Annotated in this window: 28 protein-coding genes, 1 pseudogene and 1 riboswitch; of the genes and pseudogenes, 12 read left to right on the top strand and 17 right to left on the bottom strand. The window is 70.1% G+C overall.

Annotated features, from left to right (window positions below; all coding sequences use genetic code 11):
- Nucleotides 1-79: 79 nt before the first annotated feature.
- The gene (locus ACLJPL_RS28755) at nt 80-1,402 is read right to left on the bottom strand and encodes an MDR family MFS transporter (RefSeq protein ID WP_411083860.1); all 1,323 of its coding nucleotides are present in this window, start codon (nt 1,400-1,402) and stop codon (nt 80-82) included.
- A gap of 198 nt (nt 1,403-1,600) precedes the next feature.
- Between ACLJPL_RS28755 and ACLJPL_RS28750 the strand changes: the two genes are divergently transcribed.
- Together ACLJPL_RS28750 and ACLJPL_RS28745 are read left to right on the top strand one after the other, a co-directional pair.
- Nucleotides 1,601-2,362, top strand: a complete 762-nt coding sequence (locus ACLJPL_RS28750; protein ID WP_411083859.1) for a phosphoglyceromutase — start codon at nt 1,601-1,603, stop codon at nt 2,360-2,362.
- A gap of 121 nt (nt 2,363-2,483) precedes the next feature.
- Entirely contained in the window at nt 2,484-2,786 is a 303-nt protein-coding gene (locus ACLJPL_RS28745; RefSeq protein ID WP_411083858.1) for a hypothetical protein, read from the top strand.
- A gap of 182 nt (nt 2,787-2,968) precedes the next feature.
- Here ACLJPL_RS28745 and ACLJPL_RS28740 read toward each other — a convergent pair whose 3' ends face one another.
- Nucleotides 2,969-3,397 (bottom strand): hypothetical protein, encoded by a 429-nt coding sequence (locus ACLJPL_RS28740; RefSeq protein ID WP_411083857.1) that lies wholly within the window; start codon nt 3,395-3,397, stop codon nt 2,969-2,971.
- Between the two features lie 514 nt (nt 3,398-3,911).
- Here ACLJPL_RS28740 and ACLJPL_RS28735 point away from each other — a divergent pair.
- Nucleotides 3,912-4,160 carry a hypothetical protein gene (locus ACLJPL_RS28735; protein WP_398820410.1) on the top strand — a complete coding sequence of 83 codons (249 nt, stop codon included), beginning with the start codon at nt 3,912-3,914 and terminating at the stop codon, nt 4,158-4,160.
- Nucleotides 4,157-4,399, top strand: a complete 243-nt coding sequence (locus ACLJPL_RS28730) for a hypothetical protein (protein WP_411083856.1) — start codon at nt 4,157-4,159, stop codon at nt 4,397-4,399. The genes ACLJPL_RS28735 and ACLJPL_RS28730 overlap by 4 nt, the downstream gene beginning before the upstream one ends.
- Before the next feature lie 158 nt (nt 4,400-4,557).
- Here the strand turns inward: ACLJPL_RS28730 and ACLJPL_RS28725 are convergent, their stop codons facing one another.
- The 3 genes from ACLJPL_RS28725 to mshA all read right to left on the bottom strand — a co-directional run bounded on the left by ACLJPL_RS28725 (nt 4,558) and on the right by mshA (nt 7,594).
- The gene (locus ACLJPL_RS28725; RefSeq protein WP_411083855.1) at nt 4,558-5,367 is read right to left on the bottom strand and encodes a hypothetical protein; all 810 of its coding nucleotides are present in this window, start codon (nt 5,365-5,367) and stop codon (nt 4,558-4,560) included.
- Nucleotides 5,368-5,587: 220 nt separating this feature from the next.
- Nucleotides 5,588-6,100: a YbjN domain-containing protein gene (locus tag ACLJPL_RS28720; protein ID WP_411083854.1), complete on the bottom strand. Its 513-nt coding sequence runs from the start codon at nt 6,098-6,100 to the stop codon at nt 5,588-5,590.
- Between the two features lie 102 nt (nt 6,101-6,202).
- Nucleotides 6,203-7,594 carry a D-inositol-3-phosphate glycosyltransferase gene (gene mshA, locus ACLJPL_RS28715; protein ID WP_411083853.1) on the bottom strand — a complete coding sequence of 464 codons (1,392 nt, stop codon included), beginning with the start codon at nt 7,592-7,594 and terminating at the stop codon, nt 6,203-6,205.
- 394 nt (nt 7,595-7,988) lie between these two features.
- On the opposite strand from mshA, the gene ACLJPL_RS28710 reads away from it, so the two are divergent.
- Both ACLJPL_RS28710 and ACLJPL_RS28705 read left to right on the top strand, forming a co-directional pair.
- Nucleotides 7,989-8,774, top strand: coding sequence for a class I SAM-dependent methyltransferase (locus ACLJPL_RS28710; RefSeq protein WP_411083852.1), 786 nt, complete (start codon nt 7,989-7,991; stop codon nt 8,772-8,774).
- 312 nt (nt 8,775-9,086) lie between these two features.
- Nucleotides 9,087-10,187, top strand: a complete 1,101-nt coding sequence (locus ACLJPL_RS28705; protein WP_411083851.1) for an NlpC/P60 family protein — start codon at nt 9,087-9,089, stop codon at nt 10,185-10,187.
- A gap of 36 nt (nt 10,188-10,223) precedes the next feature.
- Here the strand turns inward: ACLJPL_RS28705 and ACLJPL_RS28700 are convergent, their stop codons facing one another.
- A complete protein-coding gene (locus tag ACLJPL_RS28700) occupies nt 10,224-11,057 on the bottom strand; it encodes a bifunctional 5,10-methylenetetrahydrofolate dehydrogenase/5,10-methenyltetrahydrofolate cyclohydrolase (RefSeq protein WP_411083961.1) in 834 nt (277 codons plus the stop codon).
- Between the two features lie 121 nt (nt 11,058-11,178).
- Nucleotides 11,179-11,264, bottom strand: a riboswitch (ZMP/ZTP riboswitch).
- A 295-nt stretch (nt 11,265-11,559) separates the two neighbouring features.
- Here ACLJPL_RS28700 and ACLJPL_RS28695 point away from each other — a divergent pair.
- On the top strand, nt 11,560-12,987 hold the full coding sequence (locus ACLJPL_RS28695) for a PP2C family protein-serine/threonine phosphatase (protein WP_411083850.1): 1,428 nt from the start codon (nt 11,560-11,562) through the stop codon (nt 12,985-12,987).
- Here ACLJPL_RS28695 and ACLJPL_RS28690 read toward each other — a convergent pair.
- The 7 genes from ACLJPL_RS28690 to ACLJPL_RS28660 all read right to left on the bottom strand — a co-directional run bounded on the left by ACLJPL_RS28690 (nt 12,960) and on the right by ACLJPL_RS28660 (nt 16,828).
- Nucleotides 12,960-13,295 carry a DUF2516 family protein gene (locus tag ACLJPL_RS28690; protein WP_411083849.1) on the bottom strand — a complete coding sequence of 112 codons (336 nt, stop codon included), beginning with the start codon at nt 13,293-13,295 and terminating at the stop codon, nt 12,960-12,962. The two genes, ACLJPL_RS28695 and ACLJPL_RS28690, sit on opposite strands and share 28 nt — an antisense overlap.
- Before the next feature lie 154 nt (nt 13,296-13,449).
- Entirely contained in the window at nt 13,450-14,103 is a 654-nt protein-coding gene (locus tag ACLJPL_RS28685; RefSeq protein ID WP_411083848.1) for a hypothetical protein, read from the bottom strand.
- A gap of 34 nt (nt 14,104-14,137) precedes the next feature.
- Nucleotides 14,138-14,668, bottom strand: a complete 531-nt coding sequence (locus ACLJPL_RS28680) for a helix-turn-helix domain-containing protein (protein WP_411083847.1) — start codon at nt 14,666-14,668, stop codon at nt 14,138-14,140.
- Nucleotides 14,669-14,787: 119 nt separating this feature from the next.
- A complete protein-coding gene (locus ACLJPL_RS28675) occupies nt 14,788-15,132 on the bottom strand; it encodes a hypothetical protein (protein WP_411083846.1) in 345 nt (114 codons plus the stop codon).
- Nucleotides 15,133-15,166: 34 nt separating this feature from the next.
- Nucleotides 15,167-15,760 carry a hypothetical protein gene (locus ACLJPL_RS28670; RefSeq protein WP_411083845.1) on the bottom strand — a complete coding sequence of 198 codons (594 nt, stop codon included), beginning with the start codon at nt 15,758-15,760 and terminating at the stop codon, nt 15,167-15,169.
- Nucleotides 15,757-16,143, bottom strand: coding sequence for a hypothetical protein (locus ACLJPL_RS28665; RefSeq protein ID WP_411083844.1), 387 nt, complete (start codon nt 16,141-16,143; stop codon nt 15,757-15,759). The genes ACLJPL_RS28670 and ACLJPL_RS28665 overlap by 4 nt, the downstream gene beginning before the upstream one ends.
- Nucleotides 16,144-16,201: 58 nt before the next feature.
- A complete protein-coding gene (locus ACLJPL_RS28660; protein ID WP_411083960.1) occupies nt 16,202-16,828 on the bottom strand; it encodes a DUF4240 domain-containing protein in 627 nt (208 codons plus the stop codon).
- 9 nt (nt 16,829-16,837) lie between these two features.
- On the opposite strand from ACLJPL_RS28660, the gene ACLJPL_RS28655 reads away from it, so the two are divergent.
- Together ACLJPL_RS28655 and ACLJPL_RS28650 are read left to right on the top strand one after the other, a co-directional pair.
- Nucleotides 16,838-17,107: a hypothetical protein gene (locus ACLJPL_RS28655; RefSeq protein WP_289908058.1), complete on the top strand. Its 270-nt coding sequence runs from the start codon at nt 16,838-16,840 to the stop codon at nt 17,105-17,107.
- On the top strand, nt 17,104-17,472 hold the full coding sequence (locus ACLJPL_RS28650; protein WP_411083843.1) for a hypothetical protein: 369 nt from the start codon (nt 17,104-17,106) through the stop codon (nt 17,470-17,472). Before ACLJPL_RS28655 ends, ACLJPL_RS28650 begins: the two co-directional genes overlap by 4 nt.
- Before the next feature lie 142 nt (nt 17,473-17,614).
- Here ACLJPL_RS28650 and ACLJPL_RS28645 read toward each other — a convergent pair whose 3' ends face one another.
- Together ACLJPL_RS28645 and ACLJPL_RS28640 are read right to left on the bottom strand one after the other, a co-directional pair.
- On the bottom strand, nt 17,615-18,793 hold the full coding sequence (locus ACLJPL_RS28645) for an alpha/beta fold hydrolase (RefSeq protein WP_411083842.1): 1,179 nt from the start codon (nt 18,791-18,793) through the stop codon (nt 17,615-17,617).
- Between the two features lie 190 nt (nt 18,794-18,983).
- Nucleotides 18,984-19,715: a MerR family transcriptional regulator gene (locus ACLJPL_RS28640; RefSeq protein ID WP_411083841.1), complete on the bottom strand. Its 732-nt coding sequence runs from the start codon at nt 19,713-19,715 to the stop codon at nt 18,984-18,986.
- Between the two features lie 54 nt (nt 19,716-19,769).
- Here ACLJPL_RS28640 and ACLJPL_RS28635 point away from each other — a divergent pair, with 54 nt between their 5' ends.
- The 3 genes from ACLJPL_RS28635 to ACLJPL_RS28625 all read left to right on the top strand — a co-directional run bounded on the left by ACLJPL_RS28635 (nt 19,770) and on the right by ACLJPL_RS28625 (nt 21,983).
- Nucleotides 19,770-20,057: a hypothetical protein gene (locus ACLJPL_RS28635; protein ID WP_411083840.1), complete on the top strand. Its 288-nt coding sequence runs from the start codon at nt 19,770-19,772 to the stop codon at nt 20,055-20,057.
- A gap of 102 nt (nt 20,058-20,159) precedes the next feature.
- Nucleotides 20,160-21,152 carry an IS630 family transposase gene (locus ACLJPL_RS28630; protein ID WP_411083839.1) on the top strand — a complete coding sequence of 331 codons (993 nt, stop codon included), beginning with the start codon at nt 20,160-20,162 and terminating at the stop codon, nt 21,150-21,152.
- 9 nt (nt 21,153-21,161) lie between these two features.
- Nucleotides 21,162-21,983, top strand: coding sequence for a S1 RNA-binding domain-containing protein (locus ACLJPL_RS28625; protein ID WP_411083838.1), 822 nt, complete (start codon nt 21,162-21,164; stop codon nt 21,981-21,983).
- A 24-nt stretch (nt 21,984-22,007) separates the two neighbouring features.
- Here the strand turns inward: ACLJPL_RS28625 and ACLJPL_RS28620 are convergent.
- Together ACLJPL_RS28620 and ACLJPL_RS28615 are read right to left on the bottom strand one after the other, a co-directional pair.
- Nucleotides 22,008-22,115 (bottom strand): annotated as a pseudogene (locus tag ACLJPL_RS28620) (hypothetical protein); the annotation flags it as partial.
- 101 nt (nt 22,116-22,216) lie between these two features.
- Complete coding sequence (locus tag ACLJPL_RS28615) at nt 22,217-22,561, bottom strand: hypothetical protein (RefSeq protein ID WP_411083837.1); 345 nt, start codon at nt 22,559-22,561, stop codon at nt 22,217-22,219.
- Nucleotides 22,562-22,668: the final 107 nt, after the last annotated feature.

Genomic DNA, 22,668 nt, shown 5'->3' with positions numbered 1-22,668 from the left:
CACGCGGACGGCGTCCGCCCGGCCCGCCTCCGGGCGGCCGTCGTCGCCGTGTCGTCACCGTGTCGTCGGCGTACGGAGGTCAGCCCGCGCGCTCCACCGCCGTCGCCGGGTCGGGCTCGGCCTGGTCCGCCCGGGCCTGGGCGGGTACGGGAGCGGGTTCGATCGCGGGCTCCTCCGCCTCGGTCTCCGCCCGGGGCAGGTCGCGCATCAGCAGCCAGTAGCCGAGGGCGGCCACCGTGCCGATCACCGCGCAGGCGCCCCAGAGCCAGGCGGCGCCGTAACGGTCGATGACGAACCCGGACATCAGGGGTGCGACGAGCGCGGCCACCGCCCAGGACATCGTGTACATGCCCTGGTAGCGGCCCCGGCCCTGAGCCGGTGACAGCCGCACGACCAGGCTCGTCTGGGTGGGCGCGTTCACGATCTCGGCGAGGGTCCAGACGCACACCGTCAGGGCGTACACCGCGACCGACCCGGCGAAGGCCGTCAGCCCGAATCCGTACCCGGCGATCATCGAGGAGATGATCAGCAGCCGGCGCGGGTCACGGTGCTGGATGAAGCGGGTGACGGGGATCTGGAGGGCCACGATCAGCACGCCGTTGACGGCCATCGCGGTGCCGAAGTCGGAGCTGGAGAACCCGTCCGCCCCCATGGCCACCGGCAGCCCCACGTACCCCTGCATGAAGATCAGCGACACCAGGAACGACAGCCCCACGACCCCCATGAAGCGCCCGTCGCGCAGGACGGTGGTGAGCCGTACCTCGTCCTTGACCCGCTTGCCGCCGACGCGCTTCGCGGACGCCTGCGCGGGCCGCGACTCGGGCACCTTAAGGAAGACGACGACCGCGCACACGAGTGTCATCAGGGCCTCGCCGACGAACCCGGCGAGGTAGCTGTACTCGGCGATGAACCCGGCCGCCGCCGACGAGATCGCGAACCCGAGGTTGATGGCCCAGTAGTTGAGCGAGAAGGCCCGCACCCGGTCCTTCGGGGGCACGATGTCCGCCATCATCGCCTGGACGGCGGGGCGCGAGGCGTTGCTCGCCATGCCGACGAGGAACGCCACGCCCGCGATGGCGACCGGGTGCTCCATGAACCCGAGCAGCGCCACGGACGCGGCCGTCGACAGCTGCGCGACCAGCATGGTGGGCCGCCGCCCGAGCCGGTCGGTCATCACCCCCGCGCCGAGCGAGGAGATGACCCCGCCGAGTCCGTGGAGGGCCACGACGAGACCGGCGTACGAGGCCGAGTACCCCTGGTCCAGGGTCAGGTACAGCGCCATGAAGGTGGCGACGAAGCCGCCGAGCCGGTTGACCAGGGTGCTCAGCCAGAGCCACCAGAACTGCCGGGGCAGCCCGGATACGGTCTCGTGGGCGGCTTTTCTGAGACCGGCGACGGACATGCGGTTCTCCCCCCACGGGATGTACGGAACGAGGCGTCACGGGTAAGCGTCCCGATGACAGTTCGAACATTACGGAGCCCGGCTTCCCGCCCGCCACCCGATTGACGCCGACCGTCAACAGTCCTTCGCCCCGTGGCCCGCCGTCCGCCCTGTGGCCGGGCGCGCAGAGGCCGCACGGGTTCGATTACGCTCGGGCTCATGGCCGACGCACCGTACAAGCTGATCCTCCTCCGCCACGGCGAGAGCGAATGGAACGCGAAGAACCTGTTCACCGGTTGGGTGGACGTCAACCTCACCGAAAAGGGCGAGAAGGAAGCAGTCCGCGGCGGTGAGCTGCTCAAGGACGCCGGTCTGCTCCCCGACGTCCTGCACACCTCCCTCCAGCGCCGCGCGATCCGCACCGCGCAGCTGGCCCTGGAGTCCGCCGACCGCCTCTGGATCCCGGTCCGCCGCTCCTGGCGCCTGAACGAGCGCCACTACGGCGCGCTCCAGGGCAAGGACAAGGCGCAGACGCTGGCCGAGTTCGGCGAGGAGCAGTTCATGCTCTGGCGCCGCTCGTACGACACCCCGCCGCCGGCGCTGGCCCGCGACGCCGAGTACAGCCAGTTCGACGACCCGCGCTACGCGACCCTCCCGCCGGAGCTGCGCCCGGACACGGAGTGCCTGAAGGACGTCGTCGTCCGGATGCTCCCGTACTGGTTCGACAGCATCGTCCCGGACCTCCTCACCGGCCGCACGGTCCTGGTCGCCGCCCACGGCAACAGCCTCCGGGGCCTGGTGAAGCACCTGGACGGCATCTCGGACGAGGACATCTCGGGCCTCAACATCCCGACCGGCATCCCGCTCTCGTACGAGCTCGACGCCGACTTCAAGCCGCTGAAGCCGGGCGGCACGTATCTGGACCCGGACGCGGCGAAGGCGGCCATCGAGGCTGTGAAGAACCAGGGCAAGAAGAAGTAGCCCACGCGTCTACCCGAGCCCCTGCCCGCCGGTCCACCCGGAGGGCAGGGGCTCTTCGTCCTTCCCGGCGGTTCGCGGTCGACCGGGCGGCGGCCGTGATGTCCTGGCTAGGCTGGCCGGTATGACATCCACCGTCGCGCGCGCCCGCCGTCTCGTCGAGCAGGCCGAGGCCGTGTTGGGCGGTCAGGGGCTCTCGGCGCGCTTCGAGGTCGAGGAAGGGCGGGACTGCTGCCTGATCGACGTCGAGTTCGCCGACGACAAGGGGTTCCTGACGCAGGTCAGCGATGCGGTCGTCGGCCGGGTCGGCGTCCTCGACCCGTACAACGAGGACCTCACCGAGGAGCAGTGGCTGCGCCACGTCCTCGCCCGCGCCGCGCCCGGGGCGGAGCCGGGCGGCGGCGGCACCGGGGGTCGCTGCCGCTGACCGTGGGGCGGCCGGTCGGGGGGGGCGACGTCTGGCCCTCCGCTGGGGGGGGGCGGCGCCTGGCGGTTCCTTCCGGTTCCTTGCGGTGCATCGCGCCCGGTGCCTGGCGGTTCCTTCCGGTGCCTTCCGCCTCCTTTCGGTTTCTTGCGGTTTCTTGCGGTTCCTTGCGGTGCCTTCCGCTGTCAGAGCGGCCGCAGGCTCCAGGGGCCGTCCGAGCGGACCATGACGTGGCCGGGGGACGAGAGGGTGATGCGCCCGCGCAGGTCGCCCTCCCGCTCCGCCGCCACGGGCCTTCCCCGCCGGTCCGTGACCTCGATCCAGGACCAGTTCTCGGGTCCGTCCAGGGTGAAGGCGAAAGCGCGGCGCGGTCCCTCCCAGCGCAGGAGCGCGGGTCCCGCGCCCCGGGTCTCCCCGGTGAGGGCGAGGACGCCGATCCCGTCCTGCGGCAGCGTGTCCAGATACCAGCGGGCCAGGCCCGAGGAGCCCGAGCCGCGCCGCTTCACCAGGACATGGGTGAACTCGGCGGGGACGATGAACGGCAGGGCCTTCGACCCGTGGGTGGAGAGCCCGATCGCGGCGTCCTGGGAGCTGAGTTCGGGGGTGTCGATCACTCCGGTGACGCTGAACCAGCTGAACGGCCCCCCGGACCTGATCGTCAGGAAGGCCGGTCTTCCGTCCTGATGCGGGACGGGTATCAGCCGTCCCCGCCAGCCGCGTTCGGATACGACGCCGGCCGGCCCTCGGCGCTCCGGACCCATGTGCCCCCCTCTGCCACGATGTCGGGCTCACCCTAGTAGGCGCGTCTGTCCCGTCGAACCCCGTTCGACGGGACAAAGGTGACGGAAGGACAGGCCGGTCCCCGGGGCGGGGCGGTCGCGTTCGCGGAGGGTGCGGGCGAGCGGGCGGTCCGGGTCGCGCCCGAACACGTTTCGGTCCGGCACCGGTCATGCGCCCGGCGACCGAACTCGGGGCGCCACGCACTACGGTGTCCCCAAGCTGTCCGGCGAGCGGCCCCGTACAGGGAGCACCACCGGGGCGTGGCCGGGGTGTTGACTCCGGGCAGCGAACACGGGGCGGCGAACATGGGTGGCGGCACCAAGGGCAAGGAGATCGGGGAGAGCGATCATGGGCGAGTCTCTGAAGACCTTCGTCGGCGGCACCGAGGTCGAGGTGCCCAACAGCATCCCGGACATCCGCGCCGCCCTGCCCGACGAGAGACGCGAGGAGTTCGACCTCGCCATCAACGAGGCCGGGGTGCACGAGATCCAGGCCGTGATGCGGCACTGGATGCTGGAGGCCGTCCCCGATCCCGAGGCCGAACGGATCCTGGACCGGCTGGCGCAGGACGAGGCCGAGAGGCGGAGCGTCGCTTGAGCTTCCGCATCTCCTACGCGCCGCCCGCCGACGACACCCTGGCCAAGATGCGCGACGGCGAGTCCTTCCGGGACGAGATGGCCCGCACCCTGGGCGAGGAGCCGTACGGACACGCGTCCTCCGCCGTGAAGAGCGAACGGGACCGGCGCGAGGCGACCGTCTTCGGGGCCATCGTCCTCTACTACGTCTCCCGGTCCGTGCTGACCGTCACCGTCGTCCGGCTCGTCCCCCTGCCCTGACGCCGAAGCACCCTCGTCCCCCTGTCCTGAGGCGAAGCACCGGGGCAGGGGGACGCCGAAGTACCGGGCAGGACGACGCCGAAGCCCCGCGACAGAGGTGACGCCGAAGCCCCGGCGCGAGGGGACGAGCCCAGGCACCGGGGCAGGGGGCGCGTTCGTCAGCCGAGCTTCTTCGCCTGGGCCGCCACGACCTCCACCGGTGCGGCGAGTTCGGCTCCCTTGTCCATGGCCGCCGCCAGGTTGATGGAGTAGAACGTCGCGACGGTGCCCTCCTTGCGGAGCGCCACCAGCTTGAACGGCATCTTCTGGCCGTCCTGCTCCGCCGTCACCGTCCAGCCCGCCGCCTCGTCGCCCCCGGTGGCCTTGTCCTCGGCGATCGAGACGATCTTCTGCTTCTCGCCGGCGAACGTGGCGGTGAAGCCGCCCGCGCACTCGGTCGCGGACTTGCTGATGGCCGCGAACGCGTCCGGGCCCGCCGTTCCCTCGTACGTGTTGAGTGCGACGAGGGTGGCCGTCAGGTCGAAGGCGGCGGCCATCTCCTTCTCGAACTCGCCGTCCTTCATGTCCTCGATCGACTTCTTGTCGCGCGCCTTGGGCTCGGTGACCACCTTGCGCTTCGTGGTGGCCTTCGTACCGGCCTCGGGCACGCCGGCCAGGGCGTGCGCGACCGGCAGGCAGGCTTCCTTGTCGGCCTTGACGTCGCCCGCCGGGATCTCGTCGGCCGGGCCGGCCTTGGTGATCTTCTGACCGGCGACGTCGCCCTGCTTCAGCGACGCGGTCTCCAGCTCGGCGGCGCTGAGCGCCTTCGCCGAGGTCTTCGGGGCCGAGCCGCCGCCCTCCGCCGCGTTCCCGCCCTTGCCGCTCTTCCCGCCCTCGGCGTCGGACGAGCCGCCGCAGGCGGTGGCCAGCAGGGTCAGGGAGACCGCACAGGCGGCGAGGGCGGTACGGCGTACGACAGTGGTGCGCATGGTTCATCTCTCCGTCTGAAGGAGCAACCGCCTCTTGCCCCTACGGCAGTTGGGCACCGTCTGGGACGGACCGTCGCAGTGCCTCACACTTTACGATCGAACCCCTGATCGAAGACCGGTCGGACGACGCCCCGCCCATGATCGTGATTCTGCTGTGATCCATCTGTGAACGCACTGTGCGGCAACGCCTTACAACCTTTGTCGCAGCCTCGAAACGCCGTTACTTTTCGGACGATCGACGGGTCAGATGGCTGAAAGCGTCCAGGTTACGGGTGGACTCGCCGCGCGACACCCGCCACGCGTACTCCTTGCGGATCGAGTCGGCGAAACCGAGCTCCAGGAGGGTGTTGAACGCCCCGTCCGCCGCCTCCAGGACCGTGCCGAGCAGCCGGTCCAGCTCCTCTGGAGTGACCACCGACAGCGGCAGCTTGCCGACCAGGTAGACGTCTCCGAGCGAGTCGATCGCGTAACTCACGCCGAAGAGCCGGAGGTTGCGCTCCAGGAGCCAGCGGTGCACCTCGGCGTCGTTCTCGTCGGGGTGCCGGACGACGAAGGCGTTGAGGGAGAGGGAGTGCTTGCCGACGATCAGCGAACAGGTCGTCGACAGCTTGCGGGTGCCGGGCAGCGTCACCACGTAGTTGCCGGGAGCGGGGCTCTCCCAGGTGAGCTCGGCCTCGTTCAGCGTCGCCTCGATGACCTGGGCCGCTGCTGTCTCATCGGGTACGTCAGCCATGCTGCGAGCGTACGTCAGGGGTGCGGGACGCACGGGACGGGCTCGGGGGCGCAGGGCTCGGGGGCGCAGGGCTCAGCCGTACCGCGTACGGAAGTGGCCGGCTCAGCCGTGGTGTGTACGGGCCCGGCGGCGGTGGTCCGCCAGTGCGGCCGTGTACACGTCGGCCGTCGCCGAGGCCGCCGTGTCCCAGCCGAAGCACTGCGCGTGCGCCGCGGCCGCCGCCCCCATGCGCTCGACCAGCTCCGGCGCGTCCGCGAAGCGCCCGAGTGCGCGGGCGTACGCCTCCGGGTCGTGGCCGGGTATGAGGAAGCCGCTGACCTCGTCGCGTACCGCCACCGGCAGCCCGCCCACCGCCGCCGCGACCACCGGAGTGCCGGCCGCCTGGGCCTCGATCGCGACCAGGCCGAAGGACTCGCTGTACGACGGCATGACCAGCACCGACGCGGCCCGGAACCAGTCCGCCAGCCGGTCCTGCCCCACCGGCGGGTGGAACCGTACGACATCCGCGATGCCGAGGCGGGCCGCCAGCTTCTGGAGACCCTCGGGCTTCGCCAGCCCGCTGCCGCTCGGGCCGCCCACGATGGGCACGACGATCCGGGAGCGCAGGGAGGGGTCCCGGTCCAGGAGCACGGCGACCGCGCGCAGCAGCACGTCCGGGGCCTTCAGCGGCTGGATGCGGCCCGCGAAGAGGGGGATCAGCGCGTCCTGCGGGAGGCCCAGCCGGGCCCGCGCGGCGGCGCGGGCGGACGTGGCCTCCCTTGGACGGAGCTTGTCGGAGTCCTTGGGGAACGGGCGGAAGCGGTCCAGGTTGACGCCGGGGTGCACGACGGCGACGGCGGCGGGGTCGGCGTCGTAGAAGCGGACCAGCTCGTCGGCCTCCTCGGCGGTGTTGGCGATCAGCCGGTCGGAGGCGTGGACGATCTGGGTCTCGCCGATGACGCGGGCGGCCGGCTCGGGGGCGTCGCCCTCGGCGAGCGCGGCGTTCTTGACCTTGGCCATGGTGTGCATGGCGTGCACGAGCGGGACGCCCCAGCGCTGGGCGGCGAGCCAGCCGACCTGGCCGGAGAGCCAGTAGTGGGAGTGCACCAGGTCGTAGTAGCCGGGGCGCTGACCGGCCCACGCCTGCATCACCCCGTGCGTGAAGGCGCACAGCTGGGCGGGCAGCTCCTCCTTGGCGAGCCCCTCGTACGGCCCGGCGTCGACGTGCCGGACCAGGACGCCGGGGGCCAGCTCGACCACGGGGGGCAGCGAGCCGGTGGTGGCCCGGGTGAAGATCTCGACCTCGATGTTGATCGCGGCCAGGCGCTCGGCCAGCTCGACGATGTAGACGTTCATCCCGCCCGCGTCGCCCGTGCCGGGCTGGTGCAGCGGGGAGGTGTGCACGGAGAGCATGGCGATCCGGCGCGGCCTGCGGGGGGACCCGGGGAAACCACCGGGGAACCTGATGCGCGGGCCGACCCGGGTGGAACCGAGCCGGGAGACGTACTGGCTCACGTCGTCGGTCCTCCTCACTCAGGGCATGACGGGGCGGGGCGCGGGGCCCTCCGAAGGGCGAGAACAGCGGAATCCCGCCTTTCATTTCCGCTTTGCCAAATCATTACGGACGCGGGTCGCGTCGTTACGGACGTGGGCCGCATCGTCACGGTCGTGGGCCGCATCGTCACGGTCGTGGGCCGCGACGTGACGGACACGCGCCGCGCCACCACGGTCGCGGGCCACGCCATCACGGACACGCGCCGCGCCATCACGGCCTCGGGCCACGTCGCTACGGACACGAGCCGCGTCGTCACGGCCTCGGGAGCGGCCTCAGGGCTGTGCGCCGCCCGGGAGCCCTCCGGCCCCTGGCCACCCGCGTACCCGCCCCTGCCCCGTCGCATACGCTCACCGCATGCGCCAGCGCCCCATCGGCACCGCCACCCGCGGGACCACCAACCCGAACCGGCTGCGCCGCATGGACCGCTGGATCGCCGCCGCGCACGGCCCGGCCCTGCGCCGCGCGGAGACCCCCGTGGCCGTCGATCTCGGGTACGGGGCCGCCCCCTGGACCGCCGTCGAGCTGCTGGCCCGGCTGCGTACCGCCGAACCCCGCACCGCCGTGGCGGGCGTCGAGATCGCCCCGGAGCGGGTCGCGGCGGCGAAGCCGTACGAGCGCGAGGGGCTCACCTTCGTCCACGGCGGCTTCGAGATCCCGCTGGCGACCCGGCCCACGCTCATCCGGGCGGCGAACGTGCTGCGCCAGTACGACGAGGACCAGGTCGCCGGCGTCTGGGCGCGGCTGTGCTCCCGGCTCGCCCCGGACGGGCTCCTGGTGGAGGGGACCTGCGACGAGATCGGACGCCGGCACGTGTGGGTGGCCCTGGGGCCCGAGGGGCCGCGCACGGTCACCTTCGCGACCCGGCTCGGCTCGCTGGAGCGCCCCTCCGACCTCGCGGAGCGCCTGCCGAAGGCGCTGATCCACCGCAACGTTCCGGGCGAGCCGGTCCACGCCTTCCTGCGCGACTTCGACCGGGCGTGGGCGGCGGCCTCTCCGTACGCCTCGCTCGGCGCCCGGCAGCGCTGGATCGCGGCGGTGCGAGCGGTGTCGGCCGACTGGCCGGTGACGGACGGCGTACGGCGGTGGCGGCAGGGCGAGGTCACGGTGGCGTGGGACGCCCTGCGGCCCAACGACGGCTGACAGCCGCCGGCGACAACCGCTGACGGTCACCGGCGACAGCCACTGGGGGGGCGCTGGCGGCCGCTCAAACGTTCCCTGACCGGGCATTTCCTCGATCGGGCGAAAGTATGCTCTTCGGGGAACGTCGCGGGTGCGTCGTTCGTCCCTGGGGTGGGGAGAAGGCGGCCGGATACCGACTGCCTCTGTTGCTTTACGGGGCGGCATGGCACGATCGCGACGTCGACTGGACGTTACTGACGGTAAGTCAGATGCGTGTTATCCGGCTTCTGTTGCTTTTGTCTTTATTTTGTTCTGGCTCGGAGGGGGAGTTTCGTGAGCCGACGCCACTGTGCCGCTGCCGCCATCACGCTGGTCTGCGCGCTGGGCCTGCTGACCGTCCCGGCGCAGGCGATGGCCGCGCCGGTTCCGGACCCCGCGCCGCCCGCCTCCGTCTCCTCCCCCGCCGCGCGCCCCTCCCCGAGCTCCGACGCGGACCTCGAAAAGGTCCGCGAGCAGATCGAGACGCTCTACCGGAAGGCCGGGGCGGCGACCGACGCGTACAACCTCGCCGAGGAACAGACCAAGAAGCAGTCCGGCGAGATCGTGAAGCTGGCGAAGGCGATCGTCGACAACCAGGCCCGCATCGCCGAGCTGAAGGACCGGGCCGGCGCCCAGGCGCGCGAGCAGTACCGCAACGGCGGCCTGCCCCCCGGCGCCCAACTGGTCCTCAGCGACGACCCGAAGCTCTTCCTGGACGGGATCAACAAGGTCCGGCAGAGCCAGCAGGCGAACAAGACGGTCCTGGCCGACCTGAACCGCGCCCAGGAGGACCTGGAGACGTACACGAAGGACGCCAGCACCAACTGGCAGAAGCTGGAGACGAACCGGCTCAAGCAGGCCAAGGCCAAGAAGAAGATCAACGCCCGGATAGCCGAGGCGAAGAAGCTGGAATCGCGGCTGGAGAAGAAGGAGCGGGACCGGCTCCGCCAGTTGGAGCTGGAGGCCGCCAACAGGGCCCAGTCCGCCTGGCTCGCCTCCCGCCCCGTCCCGGGCGTCGCGGACGTCAGCGGTGCGACGACCGAGGCCGGGAAGGCGGCGGTGGCCTTCGCGACCGCCCAGATCGGCAAGCCGTACGTATGGGGGGCCACCGGCCCCGGCTCGTACGACTGCTCGGGGCTGACCTCGCAGGCATGGGCGGCGGCGGGCCGCCCGATACCGCGCACCTCGCAGGAGCAGTGGCGGCTGCTCCCGCGCATCGACGTCCGGGACATGCGCCCCGGCGACCTGATCATCTACCACGCCGACGCCAGCCATGTCGGGATGTACGTCGGCGACGGCGCGATCGTCCACTCCCCCCGCCCCGGCCGCAACGTCACCCTGGCGGGCGCGGGCTCGATGAAGATCCTGGGCGTGGTCCGGCCGGACATGCCCTAGCGGACGGCGCCCTCCCGTCGATCTCCCCTGCCCGCCTCACACCGTGTCGTGCCGGCGCACCGCCGCCTCGACCGTCTGGGCGAGAAGCACGGCGATGGTCATGGGACCCACGCCGCCGGGGACGGGCGTGATCAGCCCGGCCCGCTCCCGCGCCGAATCGAAGTCCACGTCACCGACGTTGCCCGGGTTGTACCCCGCGTCGACCACCACCGCCCCGGGCTTGATGTCCGCACCGGTGATGAAGCGCGGCCGGCCGACCGCCGCGACCAGGACGTCGGCCTGCCGCACGATCGCGGACAGGTCGGACGTACGGGAGTGGCAGTAGGTGACGGTGGCGTTCCGCTCCAGCAGGAGCATGCCCGCGGGCTTCCCCAGGATGGGGCTGCGGCCCACCACGACCGCGTGCTTGCCGGTGAGCTCGACGTCGTACTCCTCCAGCAGGCGCATGATCCCGCCCGGGGTGCAGGAGACGAAGCCGGGCAGGCCGAAGCCCATGGCCGCGAAGGAGTGCATGGTCACCCCGTCGACGTCCTTGTCCGGGGCGATCGCCTCGAAGGCGGCGCGTTCGTCGATGTGCGGGCCGACGGGGTGCTGAAGGAGGATGCCGTGGACGCCGGGGTCGTCCGAGAGTTCGGTGATCTTCTCGACCAGGCCGGCGGTGCTGATCGAGGCGGGCAGCGCCACCTGCCGTGACTCGATCCCGGCCTTCGCGCACCGGGCCCGCTTCATCCGGACGTACGTCACGGACGCCGGGTCCTCGCCGACGAGGACGGTCGCCAGGCACGGGACCGTGCCCGTACGCCGGTGGAGGTCCGCGGCGGTCGCGGCGGCGCCCTCGATGATGCGGCGGGCGGGACCGGTGCCGTCCATGAGCCGGGCCCTCTGCGCCTGATCCGGTGCCTCTGCTTGCTTCCGCGCCTGCGCCTCTGCCTGCTCCTGCTTCTGCGCCTCTGCCTGCTTCTCGGGCATGGGCCACTCCTGAGCCTCAACGGTGAGTTGCCCAGGCGCACGGCATCGACGGGATGTCAGGCCGCTCCCCGGTGGTACTCCACCTCAGCGCCAGTCACGACCCGCGGTCATTTTAGTGGGCGGGGCGTCTTCCCACCGCAGCGGGAGTACGTGAGCGGCGCCACGCGACGGACGCGAGCCCCGGCCGTACACGGGTGATGTATGTCATGGCCCCTCCCCCACCCCCACCGCGCCCCATCCCGCCGTATCCGTTCCGGGACGCGGCTTATGACGGCGCATATGACGGGGGCCGATCCCCGTGCGCCATTCCGTTCCCCCGCCGTGGACCGCTATCGTCCCCGACTGGCGGGTCGTCGATCGGCGTCCCGCCGCGCCCTCGGGGGAGGGAAGGAAACCCGAACCGATGCCCGTACCCGCGTCCGCACCCGTACCCGTGCCGCAGCAACGTGACGTTCCCGCTGCGGAGAACAGCCATGGCGACGACCTCACCGTCCTGGTGATCGAGGACGACCCGGCGGGCAGCATCACGGGACCCGAACTGTCGGCGGCGGCCGGAACCCGGGTCCGTATCCGTACCGCCCGCAACCTCACCGAGGCCGGGCGGCTGCTCACCGACGACGTCGACTGCATCCTGTTGGACCTCGCGCTGCCCATGCCGGCCGCCGCCTCCTCCATCGCCGCCGCACCCGGCGCGGAGCACCGCCCGCAGCCTGCTCCCGGCCGGGCCGACGAGCTGGCGGTGCTCACCCACGTACTGCGGATCGCGCCGCTCCACGCCGTCCTCGTCCTCACCGCGCAGGACGACACGGAGCTGGCGGCCGAGGCGGTACGGGTCGGGGCGCAGGACTACCTCTTCCGGGGCGAGCTGGACGCGCGGGTGCTGAGCCGAGCGATCCGGTACGCCGTCGAGCGCAAGCGCGCCGACATCGCCCAGCACCAGCTGACGGAGTCCGGGCTGCGCGCCCAGGAGAACGCCCGCCTGGAGCGCGGCCTGCTGCCCACCCCGCTCCTGGAGGGCTCCGACCTGAGCTTCGCCGCCCGCTACCGCCCCGGGCGCAGCCGCGCCCTGCTGGGCGGCGACTTCTACGACACCGTGCGCACCGCGGACGGCACGGTGCACGCGATGATCGGGGACGTGTGCGGGCACGGCCCGGACGAGGCGGCGCTCGGGGTCGAGCTGCGGATCGCCTGGCGGGCCCTGACGCTGGCCGGGCTCTGCGGCGACCGGTTGCTCGCCACCCTCCAGCAGGTGCTGGAGCACGAACGGCAGAGCGAGGAGATCTTCGCGACGGTGTGCACCGTCGACATCGCCCCGGACGGGCGCCGCGCCGGACTCTGCCTGGCCGGCCACCCCGCGCCCCTGCTCACCCGTCACGGGCAGCCGGCGCGACTGCTCCCGTACGAGGACGGCGGCCCGGCGCTCGGGCTGCTGCCGCACGCACGGTGGCCGCGCCGGCAGGTCGAGCTGGGCGGCGCGTGGAGCCTGATGATGTACACGGACGGGCTGATCGAGGGCCGCGTCGGCGCGGGCAGCAGTCAGCGGCTCGGCCAGGACGGCATGGTCGCGATGGTCAACAGCCGGCTGGAGCAGGGGCTGACGGGCGAGGACCTGCTGGAGGCCGCGGTCGCGGAGGTGCGGGAGCGACACGGCGGCGAGCTGACGGACGACGTGGCGGTGCTGCTGCTGGGGCGCGACCCGGAGCGGGTACGCGGACGGGGCCGGAGCGCCTCGCGCCCCGGCCCCGCATCGACCGCTCCTGCTTCTGCTGCTTCTCCTGCTGCCGCTCCCGCCGCCGCGAGCGTTCAGCGGCCGCCGTTGTACGGCCCGTAGGGCCCGTCGCTGCTGGAACCGCCCCGGCGGCCGCCACCGCCCGAGACCTCCTTGAGCGCGGGCCGTACGTCGACCATGAACACGATCGACGCGACCACGCCCGCGAGCTGGAGGAAGAGCAGCGGGATGAGCAGGTTCACCACGACGGCGACGCCGAGAAGGATCAGCCAGAAGGGCTTGGTCTTCTTGTCGGCGGCACGGTAAGCGTCCTCACGGGCGGTCGCCGCGAAGAAGAAGGCGACCACGGCCAGCACCAGCATCGCCGTATAGAGCAGCTGGAGGAGTGTGCCGAATCCTGAGAGCAACATGGTGTGCACCGCCTAGTAAGTGGATGAGCGCCCTGCGGCCAAGGTACCGGGACAACGAGCCGGCCACCGGTAAGGTGCCCGCCCCGCGCCCCGGTCACGCGTACGGGTCGTCAGCGCGCGCCCTGGTCGTCCGGCGCCCCTGGCGCCGCCGGGGTCACTTCTCGGTGGGCGGCGTGGCCTTCTTGGCCGCGGGCTTGCGCGGGGCAGGCGCCTTCTTGGCGGGCGCGGCCTTGGCCTCCGCCGGCTTGGCGGCGGGCGCGGCCGGGGCGGCGGGCGCGGCCGCGACGACGGTCGGCCTGCTCTTCGCGGCACTCTTCGGGGCGGTCTTCGGCTCGGCGGGGGCGGCCTTGGGCTCGGCCTCCACGACGGCGGCGATCTCGACGATCTCGTCGGCCGTCTCGCCACGCCAGACCCGTACGGTCTGCTCGCCGTGCTCGGCGACCTTCTCGTACGTCTCCCGGGCCTTGATCGCGTACTCGGCGGCGATGCCCACGCTGCGGAGCGCCAGGTCCTGAGCGCTCTCGCCCAGCTTCTTCAGGTCGGCGGAGTCGAACGAGCCGAACACCTCGGTGACCTTCGCCTGCACGGTGGCCTGGGCCTCCTTGGCCTGCGTGGTCACCTTCTCCTGCACGGCCTTGGGGTCGGTGTTGCGCACGGCCTCGAACCGCTCGGGCGCCTCGGCCCGCAGCTGCTCGATCAGCGCCGGGACCTTGCGCGCCTGCTGCACGGCCAGGTCGGCCGTACCGGCGGCGAAGTAGAGGGGGGTGCGGTCGGTGAGGGTCTTGCGCAGGTCATCGGTGATGGCCATGACTGTGGTCCTCCCGGATCATCAGAACCAGCTGCTAGCTGTGAGGGTTTTCGTCTTCTTCTTTTTCTTCTTCGACACCGGCACGCGCGGCACGCGATGCGTGCTCGGCGTTCCCAGCATGCTCGGCGTCCTCAGCGTGCTCGGCGTCTTCGGCGTCCTTGCCGACGACACCGGTACGGGCTCCGGCATCGACCACGCCGTCCGCGTCCGTCTCGGGCACGAACCCGTTCTCGCGGCGGAAGGAGTCGTAGATCTGGAGCAGGACGTTCTTCTGCCGCTCGTTGATCGACGGATCGGCCAGAATGACCGCCCGCGTCTCCAGCTCCTCCCGCTCCCGCTCGTCGAGGATTCCCGCTCGCACGTAGAGGGTCTCGGCCGAGATCCGCAGCGCCTTGGCGACCTGCTGGAGCACGTCCGCACTGGGCTTGCGCAGGCCACGCTCGATCTGGCTGAGATACGGGTTCGACACCCCGGCGGCGTCGGCGAGCTGCCGCAGCGAGAGCTGCGCGGCGCGGCGCTGCTCCCGCAGGTACTCACCGAGATTGCCGACGTTGAGTGATGCCATGACTCGATAGTGCATACCAGCGCTAACTTTTGCAAGCAGGTGCTTGCAAAAGTGTCGCGCGCCACGGTGACCGAGTGTTGAGCGTGAGCACGATGGTTGTCACTTGAGCAGGACAACTGTCACCGCCCAGCTCGGCGGACTCCCGTGCAGGCGAGGACCGCGCCGGCGTCGTCGGCGAGGAAGAGCATGAAGGCCCACGTCCGGTCCGGTGAGAAGATGCAGCCGATCCTGACCTGATCGGCTTCGAGCCGGGTGAGGATGTCGACGGTGGACGGCAGGGCGAGAGTCTCAGCACCTCGCTTCCGTGCCCGCCGGAGACGAGCCGCGTAGATGCTGGCAAGCTGCTGACTGGGAACGCGGCCGTCCCATACGACAAAGTCGCCTCCAGCAAGAAGCGCCTCCCTGGCGGCTTCGCAGGCCGTGGTCTGGTCGCCCAGCATCCCGGCGAGTTCCACCCGGTCCATCTGTCCTCCTCCCGCCTGCTGTCCCGCTGTCCGCTCAGTCGTCGAAGCGGAGGCCGGGCCGGGTCCAGAGTGTGAGGTCACTGCTGGTGGCGACCGCCAGGGTCTGGCTGGAGGGAGAGAACCCGGCTGCGCGAAGTTCCGAGTACTCAGAGTGGAAGACGTGCCACCACGTCCCTCCCGCCGGGCCTTTGTGGGACCCGCCGTCGGCGGAGAGGATGACGCGGTCGTGGGGCCACTCGGGACTTACGACATCCAGGGTCCAGCCGTCCGGCGTGGTGCTGTGCAGGCCGCCGCCGAAGAGCCCGGCAATGCGCACCGGGACGCCCGCGATCGGGCCAAGCCCAGGGCAGGTGAGGTCCGGGTGGGCGTCGGGGGTACTCGTTTCCGGATCAGGATCCCGGTCGCGGGCGATCTTCTCGCCGGTGACCCCGTCGAAGAGTCCATGGCCGTCGCTGGACACGACCATGACGAGATCGTGGCCGCTGTCGGGATGAACGGCGAATCCAACACCGAGAAGGCCCCCGATGGGAGTCCTGCGGTCCATCACCGGCTGCCACGGCTCGGGAGCCGGCATGACGGTGGCGGCGAGATAGCGCTCGCGCAACTTCTGCTGGTACTCCGTGATCAACTCGTCTCCTCGGTGCGATCCGCGTCGATGGTCTCTCGCGCAGCGGCCCACGTCGACTCGAATTCCTGGCGGGTCATCTCGGCAGCGCCGTCCGATTCTTGCCACCCGCGCAGGGCGCCTTCCGCGAGGACGCCGTACTGCCGCTCGTAGGCGGCCATGACCGCGAGGTCGCCACAGTCACGGATCTCGATGACCTCCGCCGGCGAAGCTGCGGTCACGGGCCGGCGCTGAGGTCCTTGCAGGTCGACCTGGCGCAGGGCCCATTCCTCGCCGTCGAGCGCGAAGTACGACCAGACATCGCTCTCGCCGTCGTGAGCGCGGATCCACAGCATCACGCTCACATGATCTCCCGGTGAGGAGAAGGCGCGTTCGGCGACGCCCACGGGCCGACCGCTTCCCGTTGATGCACCTGCCACGCCGTCCGGCTCGTTGAGCGAACGATCACAGAGGAAACATCACGCTCAGTCTCGGCAGCTTGCGTGCTGCCTCGTCCTCGCGTCGCACGTCCCACCGCTGACCGAGCGGGCCCGAGCTGCTCCCTTCATCGCCTTGTTCGGCCTCGACATCCTCGTAGAACGCGTCGCTGCAATCGTCATCGACACCGGTCAGGCTCCCGTACGCCTCCATCGCGACATAGTCGAGAGACTCCCACCCGGGCCAGTCGTCGTTCCACATCTCCCGCGGGCGCCCCACCAAGCACTGGACCTCCGGAACGTCGGCCAGAGAGTCCGGATCAGCCAGTGCCCTGGAGAAGGCATCACGTCCGAGCCCCACCGTCCACAGGCCGAAGCAGCAGAATCCGTCATCCGAACACCAGCCACCGAAGATCCGGTCCGCTGCCGCCCACAGATCCCCCGTGAATGCCTCGTGCGTCACCTCGTCCAAGCGCAGCTGGAACTGCACAACCTCAGCCAGCGGCCTTCGCGTCAATGCGCCACGCAGCCACGCGAGCCGCTCGTCCGGGCCCCGCGCTTGACGCCGGCACTCCTCGATGAGCTTCCAGAAGGAATCAAAGTCCGCAGCGGCACTGTGCCAGGCACCTCTGACAGTGCGGGGTCGACGAACTATGTTCGAGGAGTGGAGAATCCGGAGATCATCATCAAGCTCACCTCGGATGAGGCGCTGGTCCTGTCGGACTGGCTGGAGCAGGTGCAGATGACGGACCTCAGTCGTCTCGTCGGCGATGCGGCGGTCTGGGCACCCCTTCACCGCATTGCCGGAACGCTCGACAAGTCGCTGTCGGGGATCTTTGCGGCGGACTACGCCGAACGTCTGGAGGCGGCCCGCAGCAGGCTTCGTCCAGACCTGGGCGACAGCGCCATTGACGAGGAGGGTACGGACACATGAAGCCCCTCTCGGAGATGACTGAACGCGAGTACTTCGTCAGCATCGGCCAACGTCCCGGCATGTTCGTCGGCAAGACCTCCTTCCACATGCTGACCGCGTTCCTGACCGGTTATGACCAGAATGCTCTCCGGCACGGTGGGCCCGGGCTCACCGGCTGGCACGACTGGCTCGTCGCCCGTCGCGGACGCGACTGCAACCATGCCTGGCCGGGCCAAATCCTCCACATCGCCCTCCCGAACGGCTGGGACGACTTGTGGAATCTTCCGCCTGAGGATGAACAGCAGGCGATCAAGATCCTGTTCGAGCTCCTCGACGAGTTCGCTGCCGAGCGCGAAGCAGCGCAGGACTCACAGACCTCAGGTTGAGTGAGACGCCGCACCGAACAGCGTGTCACTCAAGATGAACCACTGCCGGTCAACGCCTCGTCATGGTTCACCTCAACTGAGACGGGACAACATGGCAGTGCCCCTCCTCGGCCGTTCGGCCAGGAGGGGCACGGGGATGTGTTCAGGGTTCGAGCAGGAGCCCGAGGGCGTGAGCGAACTCCGCCGGCTCGGCGCTTGCGCCGAGGTGATTGCCGGGCATGTCGATCAGAGGTAGTTCGAGAAGTTCAGCGAGTGCCTGGGTCGCCCGGCGCGCCATCTGGTGATGGCTCAGCGAGCCAGCGCACAGCGTCACCGAAACGCGACGGATGGCCTCGATGTCGGGGACGTAGAAGACCGTGGGGCCGGCCATCCGCCCCAGGAAGTAGCGGTTCTTGTCGAGTTCCTCGACCGGTAGCTCGGGTAGCGCCATATGGGCGGGAGGCGTCTGATCTGGTCCTGTGTGGTGGGCAGCGCCGCTGAGGTCAAAGAACTCTTGCACTGCCCGCTGAGGATCAGCCTCTGCGGCCTTGAACGCTGCTGCGGCTCGTTCAGTCAGGTCTGTGTCATCCAGGAGGGACGCAAGGGGCGGCTCATGCAAGACGGCCCGGCCGACCACGTCAGGATGCTGCTTGCCCAGCTCCAGCAGCGTCACGGCACCACCACTGGTACCGACGAACAGGGCGGGCCCTCCGGTGAACCTGTCGACAAGTGCGGCAAGGTCCTCGGCAAGGACCTCGGGCGTGGGCGCGGCCATCCCTGGGACCGCACGGCTGGCACCGATACCACGCGGATCGTGGGTGACGACGGTAAACCGGCCGGCAAGCTCATGCGCCAGCGCCGCGAAACCGGCCCGCCCAACCGGTGCCCCGACGAGGAACAGCAGTGGCCCCTCACCCTGGACGCCGAAGGCAATGGTGCAGTCCGGTCGGTCGAGAAGGTCCACCGGACTCGTGATCCGATCACTGAAGTCCGCGATCTTCCGAGTGATCACATCGAGCGCACGGTCCAGCTCCTCGCGCCTATCGCGGACGCGACGGCGATGAGCCGTCAGCAACTCCACTCGGAGCCTGGCCGGATCAGCCACCTTGTCGTCAGCGCCTGTGAACTGCGCGATATCGGCCAGCGGCATTCCCGTCTCACGGAGATGAACCAGCATGCGGATCAGCTCGACGTCGGCCGTCGTGTATTGGCGACGCCCCGCACTGTCGCGCCGTGGAGACGCTACAACCCCTTGACGTTCGAAGTACCTCAACGTGTCGGGCTCCAGACCGATCCACGCCGAGACCTCCCCGATACCAAACAGCTCATCTACCTCACTCATGCCTCAAGCCTCGCCCCTGAACCTCGGTACAGGTCAAGCGATCGTCAGCCGACTGCGGCTTCGACCAACCCAATCACCCTGTCCGGACACACCCCAGGGGTCGCGGATGAGGCAGCGTTGCCCCGTGGTTCGCGGCGTGCCCTGACTGATTTCCGCATGTCAGCCGTAACCGTGCGTCACCAACGTCGAGTCACACATCCAGGTATGCACGGATGAGTGCGTCGAGGCGCTGCCATGCCGGGGACGAGGCGTTGACCGCGCCCTGGATGAGGGCGGGGATATCGGAGGTCTCATCCAGCTCGGGCGGGTCGTCGGATCCGTAGCGAGCCCGGGTCGCCTTGGCGATCCGGCGGGCGAGGTCGTCGACGCGGGGATCGTCGGCGTCGAGGTCATGTGCGTGGTCGTAGTCAAGGAAGAGCTTCCGCAGCGCCGGGTCGGTCAGGATCTCGGACTGGTCGTGGAACAGTGCGATCGCCTGTTCCGGGTGGGTGGCGAACACGAGGATCCACAGGTCGCGTTGCAGGTCCACCCATCGAGGGGTGAACCTCCATCGGGCCAGGTTCGCCAGATGGTCGCCGACCTCGGTGGGCAGTGTTGCCAGCCGGCCGGCGGCGAGCTGGCGCACACGCTCTTGCGTTATCCGCAGGCCACGGATGCGGTCGGTGAGCTCGTCGTCGATCGCGTGCAGCGCCTGCTGGAACTCGTCGTTGGTCGCTGATCTCAAGTCCCGGATACGGGCCAGGGGAACGCCGGCGTCGGCGAGCATCCGGATCTTGATCAGGTCGATGGCGTCGTTCGCGCCATACCGCCGGTAGCCGGACGCATCGCGGCCGGGCTCGGAGAGCAGCCCTTTGTCGTGATAGACCCGAATGGTCTTGATGGACACCCCGACATACCTGGCCAACTGCCCGATGGTGATCACCCGACCATCGTCCCGCTTGACCATTCCCCTAGGGCAGGGTTGCAGGATGGTGTCATGGCGAACACGGATATCGATCGGGAAACCCTGCGCGAGCTTGCTGACGCGGGCAACGAGACCGCTTTGGACCGGCTGGCCAACCTCGCCGACGCAGCCGGCGATCTCAGGGAGCTGAGCGAGCTGTTGGACGAGGGATCCACGCGCGCTGGATTTCTGCTCACTCAACGCGCGGCCTCGACCGGCGACCTGCGCGAGCTCCAGCGAATCGCCGATGCCGGGTACGACGAGGCCGGGGACGAGCTGAACAGACTACTCAAGGCACCGGCCGACGGTCATCGGGATTGAGGACCTGGCCGGCCGCAGTGGCCGCCCGGGGTGTGCGGCCACTGACTTCGGGCCGTAGCCGGTACTCGACCGTCCTGATCCCGAGATTGACCGCTGCCCTCCTTGCCTGCTGCCATCGCCTGCCCGATCATCCTGACCGCCTCCGACCGGCACCGGCTGAAGAAGGCGGCCTACGGTCATAAGGCCGAGCACCAGGCCCGGATGCGCGCGCACATCGTGCGGCACGCGGCCCGGGGACGCTCCAACGCCCGTATCGCCGCCGAGACCCGCCTGCACGCTGACACGGTGCGGACCTGGCGGAACCGGTTCGCCGGCGGCGGGCTGCCGGCCCTGGCAGACCGCAGACGCTCGGGGCGCCCGGCCCGTTTCACCCCTGTGCAGGCCGCCGAGGCCAAGGCCCTGGCCTGCCGTCTCCCGGCCGAGACCGGGGTGCGGCTGTCGCGCCGGCCGTGCCCGGAGCCGGCCGCCGAGCTGACCGCGCGCGGGATCACCGACACCGTCTCGGCGTCCACGGTGCGCCGCTGGTTACGCCAGGACGCGCTCAAGCCCTGGCAGTACCGGTCCTGGACCTTCATCCGCGACAAGGACTTCCGCGCCCGGGCCCAACGGGTCCTTGACCTGTATGCCCGCACCTTCGAAGGCGTCGCCCTCGGCGCTGACGAGCACGTCCTGTCCAGCGACGAGAAGACCTCGATCCAGGCCCGCTGCCGCTGCCACCCGACTCTGGCCCCGGGCCAGGCCAGGGCGATGCGCGTCAACCACGAGTACGGACGCGGAGGTGCGGTGGCTTACCTGGCCGCCTACGACGTCCACCGGGCCAAGGTCCATGGCCGCGTCGAGCCGACCACGGGCATCGCGCCGTTCATGGCTCTGGTCGAACAGGTCATGACGCAGGAGCCCTACGCCGGCGCGAAACGCGTCTTCTGGATCGTCGACAACGGCTCCTCGCACTGCGGCCGCACGTCCATCGACCGCATGGCCGCACGGTTCCCGGACGCGGTCCTGATCAACACCCCTTTCCACGCCTCCTGGTTGAACCAGGTAGAGATCTTCTTCTCCGGCCTGTCCGGTCCTGATCTGCCGGACACGCCCTAGGCTCATCTCATGTCCGAGCCAGCCCCTGACCCTCACACGCAGTCCTTGCTCAACCAGCTCCGGCCGGGGGTCGTGAGAACGGTGAAGGTCACCGGGTTCGACGGAGCGGACGTCCTGGTGCAGCTCGTAGGTGCCGAAGGGGAGAGGGCCGAGATCGGTCGGATTCCGAGACATGAGGCGTCGATCGGTCGGATGGAGCATCCATCCGAGCTGTTCGAGGTCGGCCAAGAGCTCAAGGCCGAAGAGATCGGCCGTTGGCGCGAAGGTCAGCTCCACCTGTCCGCCCGGGCGTGCGAGAGTCCGGCCTTGCGATCCTTTCTCCTCGCGTTCGCACCGGGGCAGGTCGTCACTGGGACGGTCTCCGCGGTCCACAACTTCGGGGTCTTCGTTCACGTCGATGGCGAACCAGACGGCCTGTGCACCGGCTTCATCCGGGTGCCGGACCTGACGTGGGACTGGATCAACCACCCCTCCGATGTGGTCGAAGCCGGCCGGCGGATCACCGCTGAGGTGATCATTGCCGAGACGCGCTCCGGACAGATCACTCTCTCGTTGAAGGCTCTGCGGAAAGATCCGCTCATTCGGTTTGCGGATCAGGTCGGCCAGGTCCTCACCGGAGCGATCACCAGGATCGTTCCCTTCGGCGTGTTCGTGGAGCTTGCTCCTGGAGTTGTGGGGTTCCTTCACCTCTCAGAGCTGACTGACGAGCCAGTCGAGACCCCGGATCAGCTTGTCGATGAAGGCGAGTTGATCACGGTGGAGGTCACCGAGGTCGACCTCCGGAGTCACCGGGTGCGGCTGGGCGCCGCCGGCGGAGCCGACAGGACCTAGCGAAGGCGAGCCCTGCACCCAGCATCACACCAGGTGCTCGACTGTGACGCTGTCCCAACGGGCGACGGGATACTCCGCGGCCAATCGGCGGTGGCAGTGGTGCGGTTCGTCCTCGCTACAGAGGAGAGAGGAGAATCGCGTTGTCGATCAGGCCCTGTGGGACGGTGTCCTCAACGGCCCGTTGCTCCATCAGTTCCAGGAATCGGTTGCGGCCGCCGGCCGACCGCGGCCGGTCAGCCGGCTTCCAGAGCCTCGGCCCGCTTCTTGAGGTCCTCCGCGACGTGGTCCCAGTCCGGGTCGTGCATCCACAGGTTCTCGGCAGCCTCCCGCAGCAGTGCCGGTTCGTCCGGCCGTTGCAGGAGCACCAGCCGATAGGCCAGATTCCGGATCCAGACCGGCAGGCACCCGTCCACCACGTGGGGGCAGAGTTCACGAAGCATGGCGAGGATCGAATCCGCGTCGGCGAACGTCAGCTCCTCGACGAAGTAGTGCTCCCCGTGTTCGAGCCCGCACTCCGGCGTGGGCCGGTACTCGTCTCCGTAAAGGCATCTGGCGTGCTGCGTAAGGGTCCCGTGCATGGCTTGAAGCCTATGCCGCCGTGATCCGCCGTGATCCGCTGTGATCCGCCGGACAGACGCCGGCAGCGGCAGCGGCAGCGGCAGCGGCAGCGGCAGACGAAGTTCAC

Source organism: Streptomyces sp. cmx-18-6 (assembly GCF_046548915.1).
Classification (GTDB): Bacteria; Actinomycetota; Actinomycetes; order Streptomycetales; family Streptomycetaceae; genus Streptomyces.
Note: the sequence above shows the minus strand (reverse complement) of the source record. Positions and strands in the feature narration are given on the sequence as shown.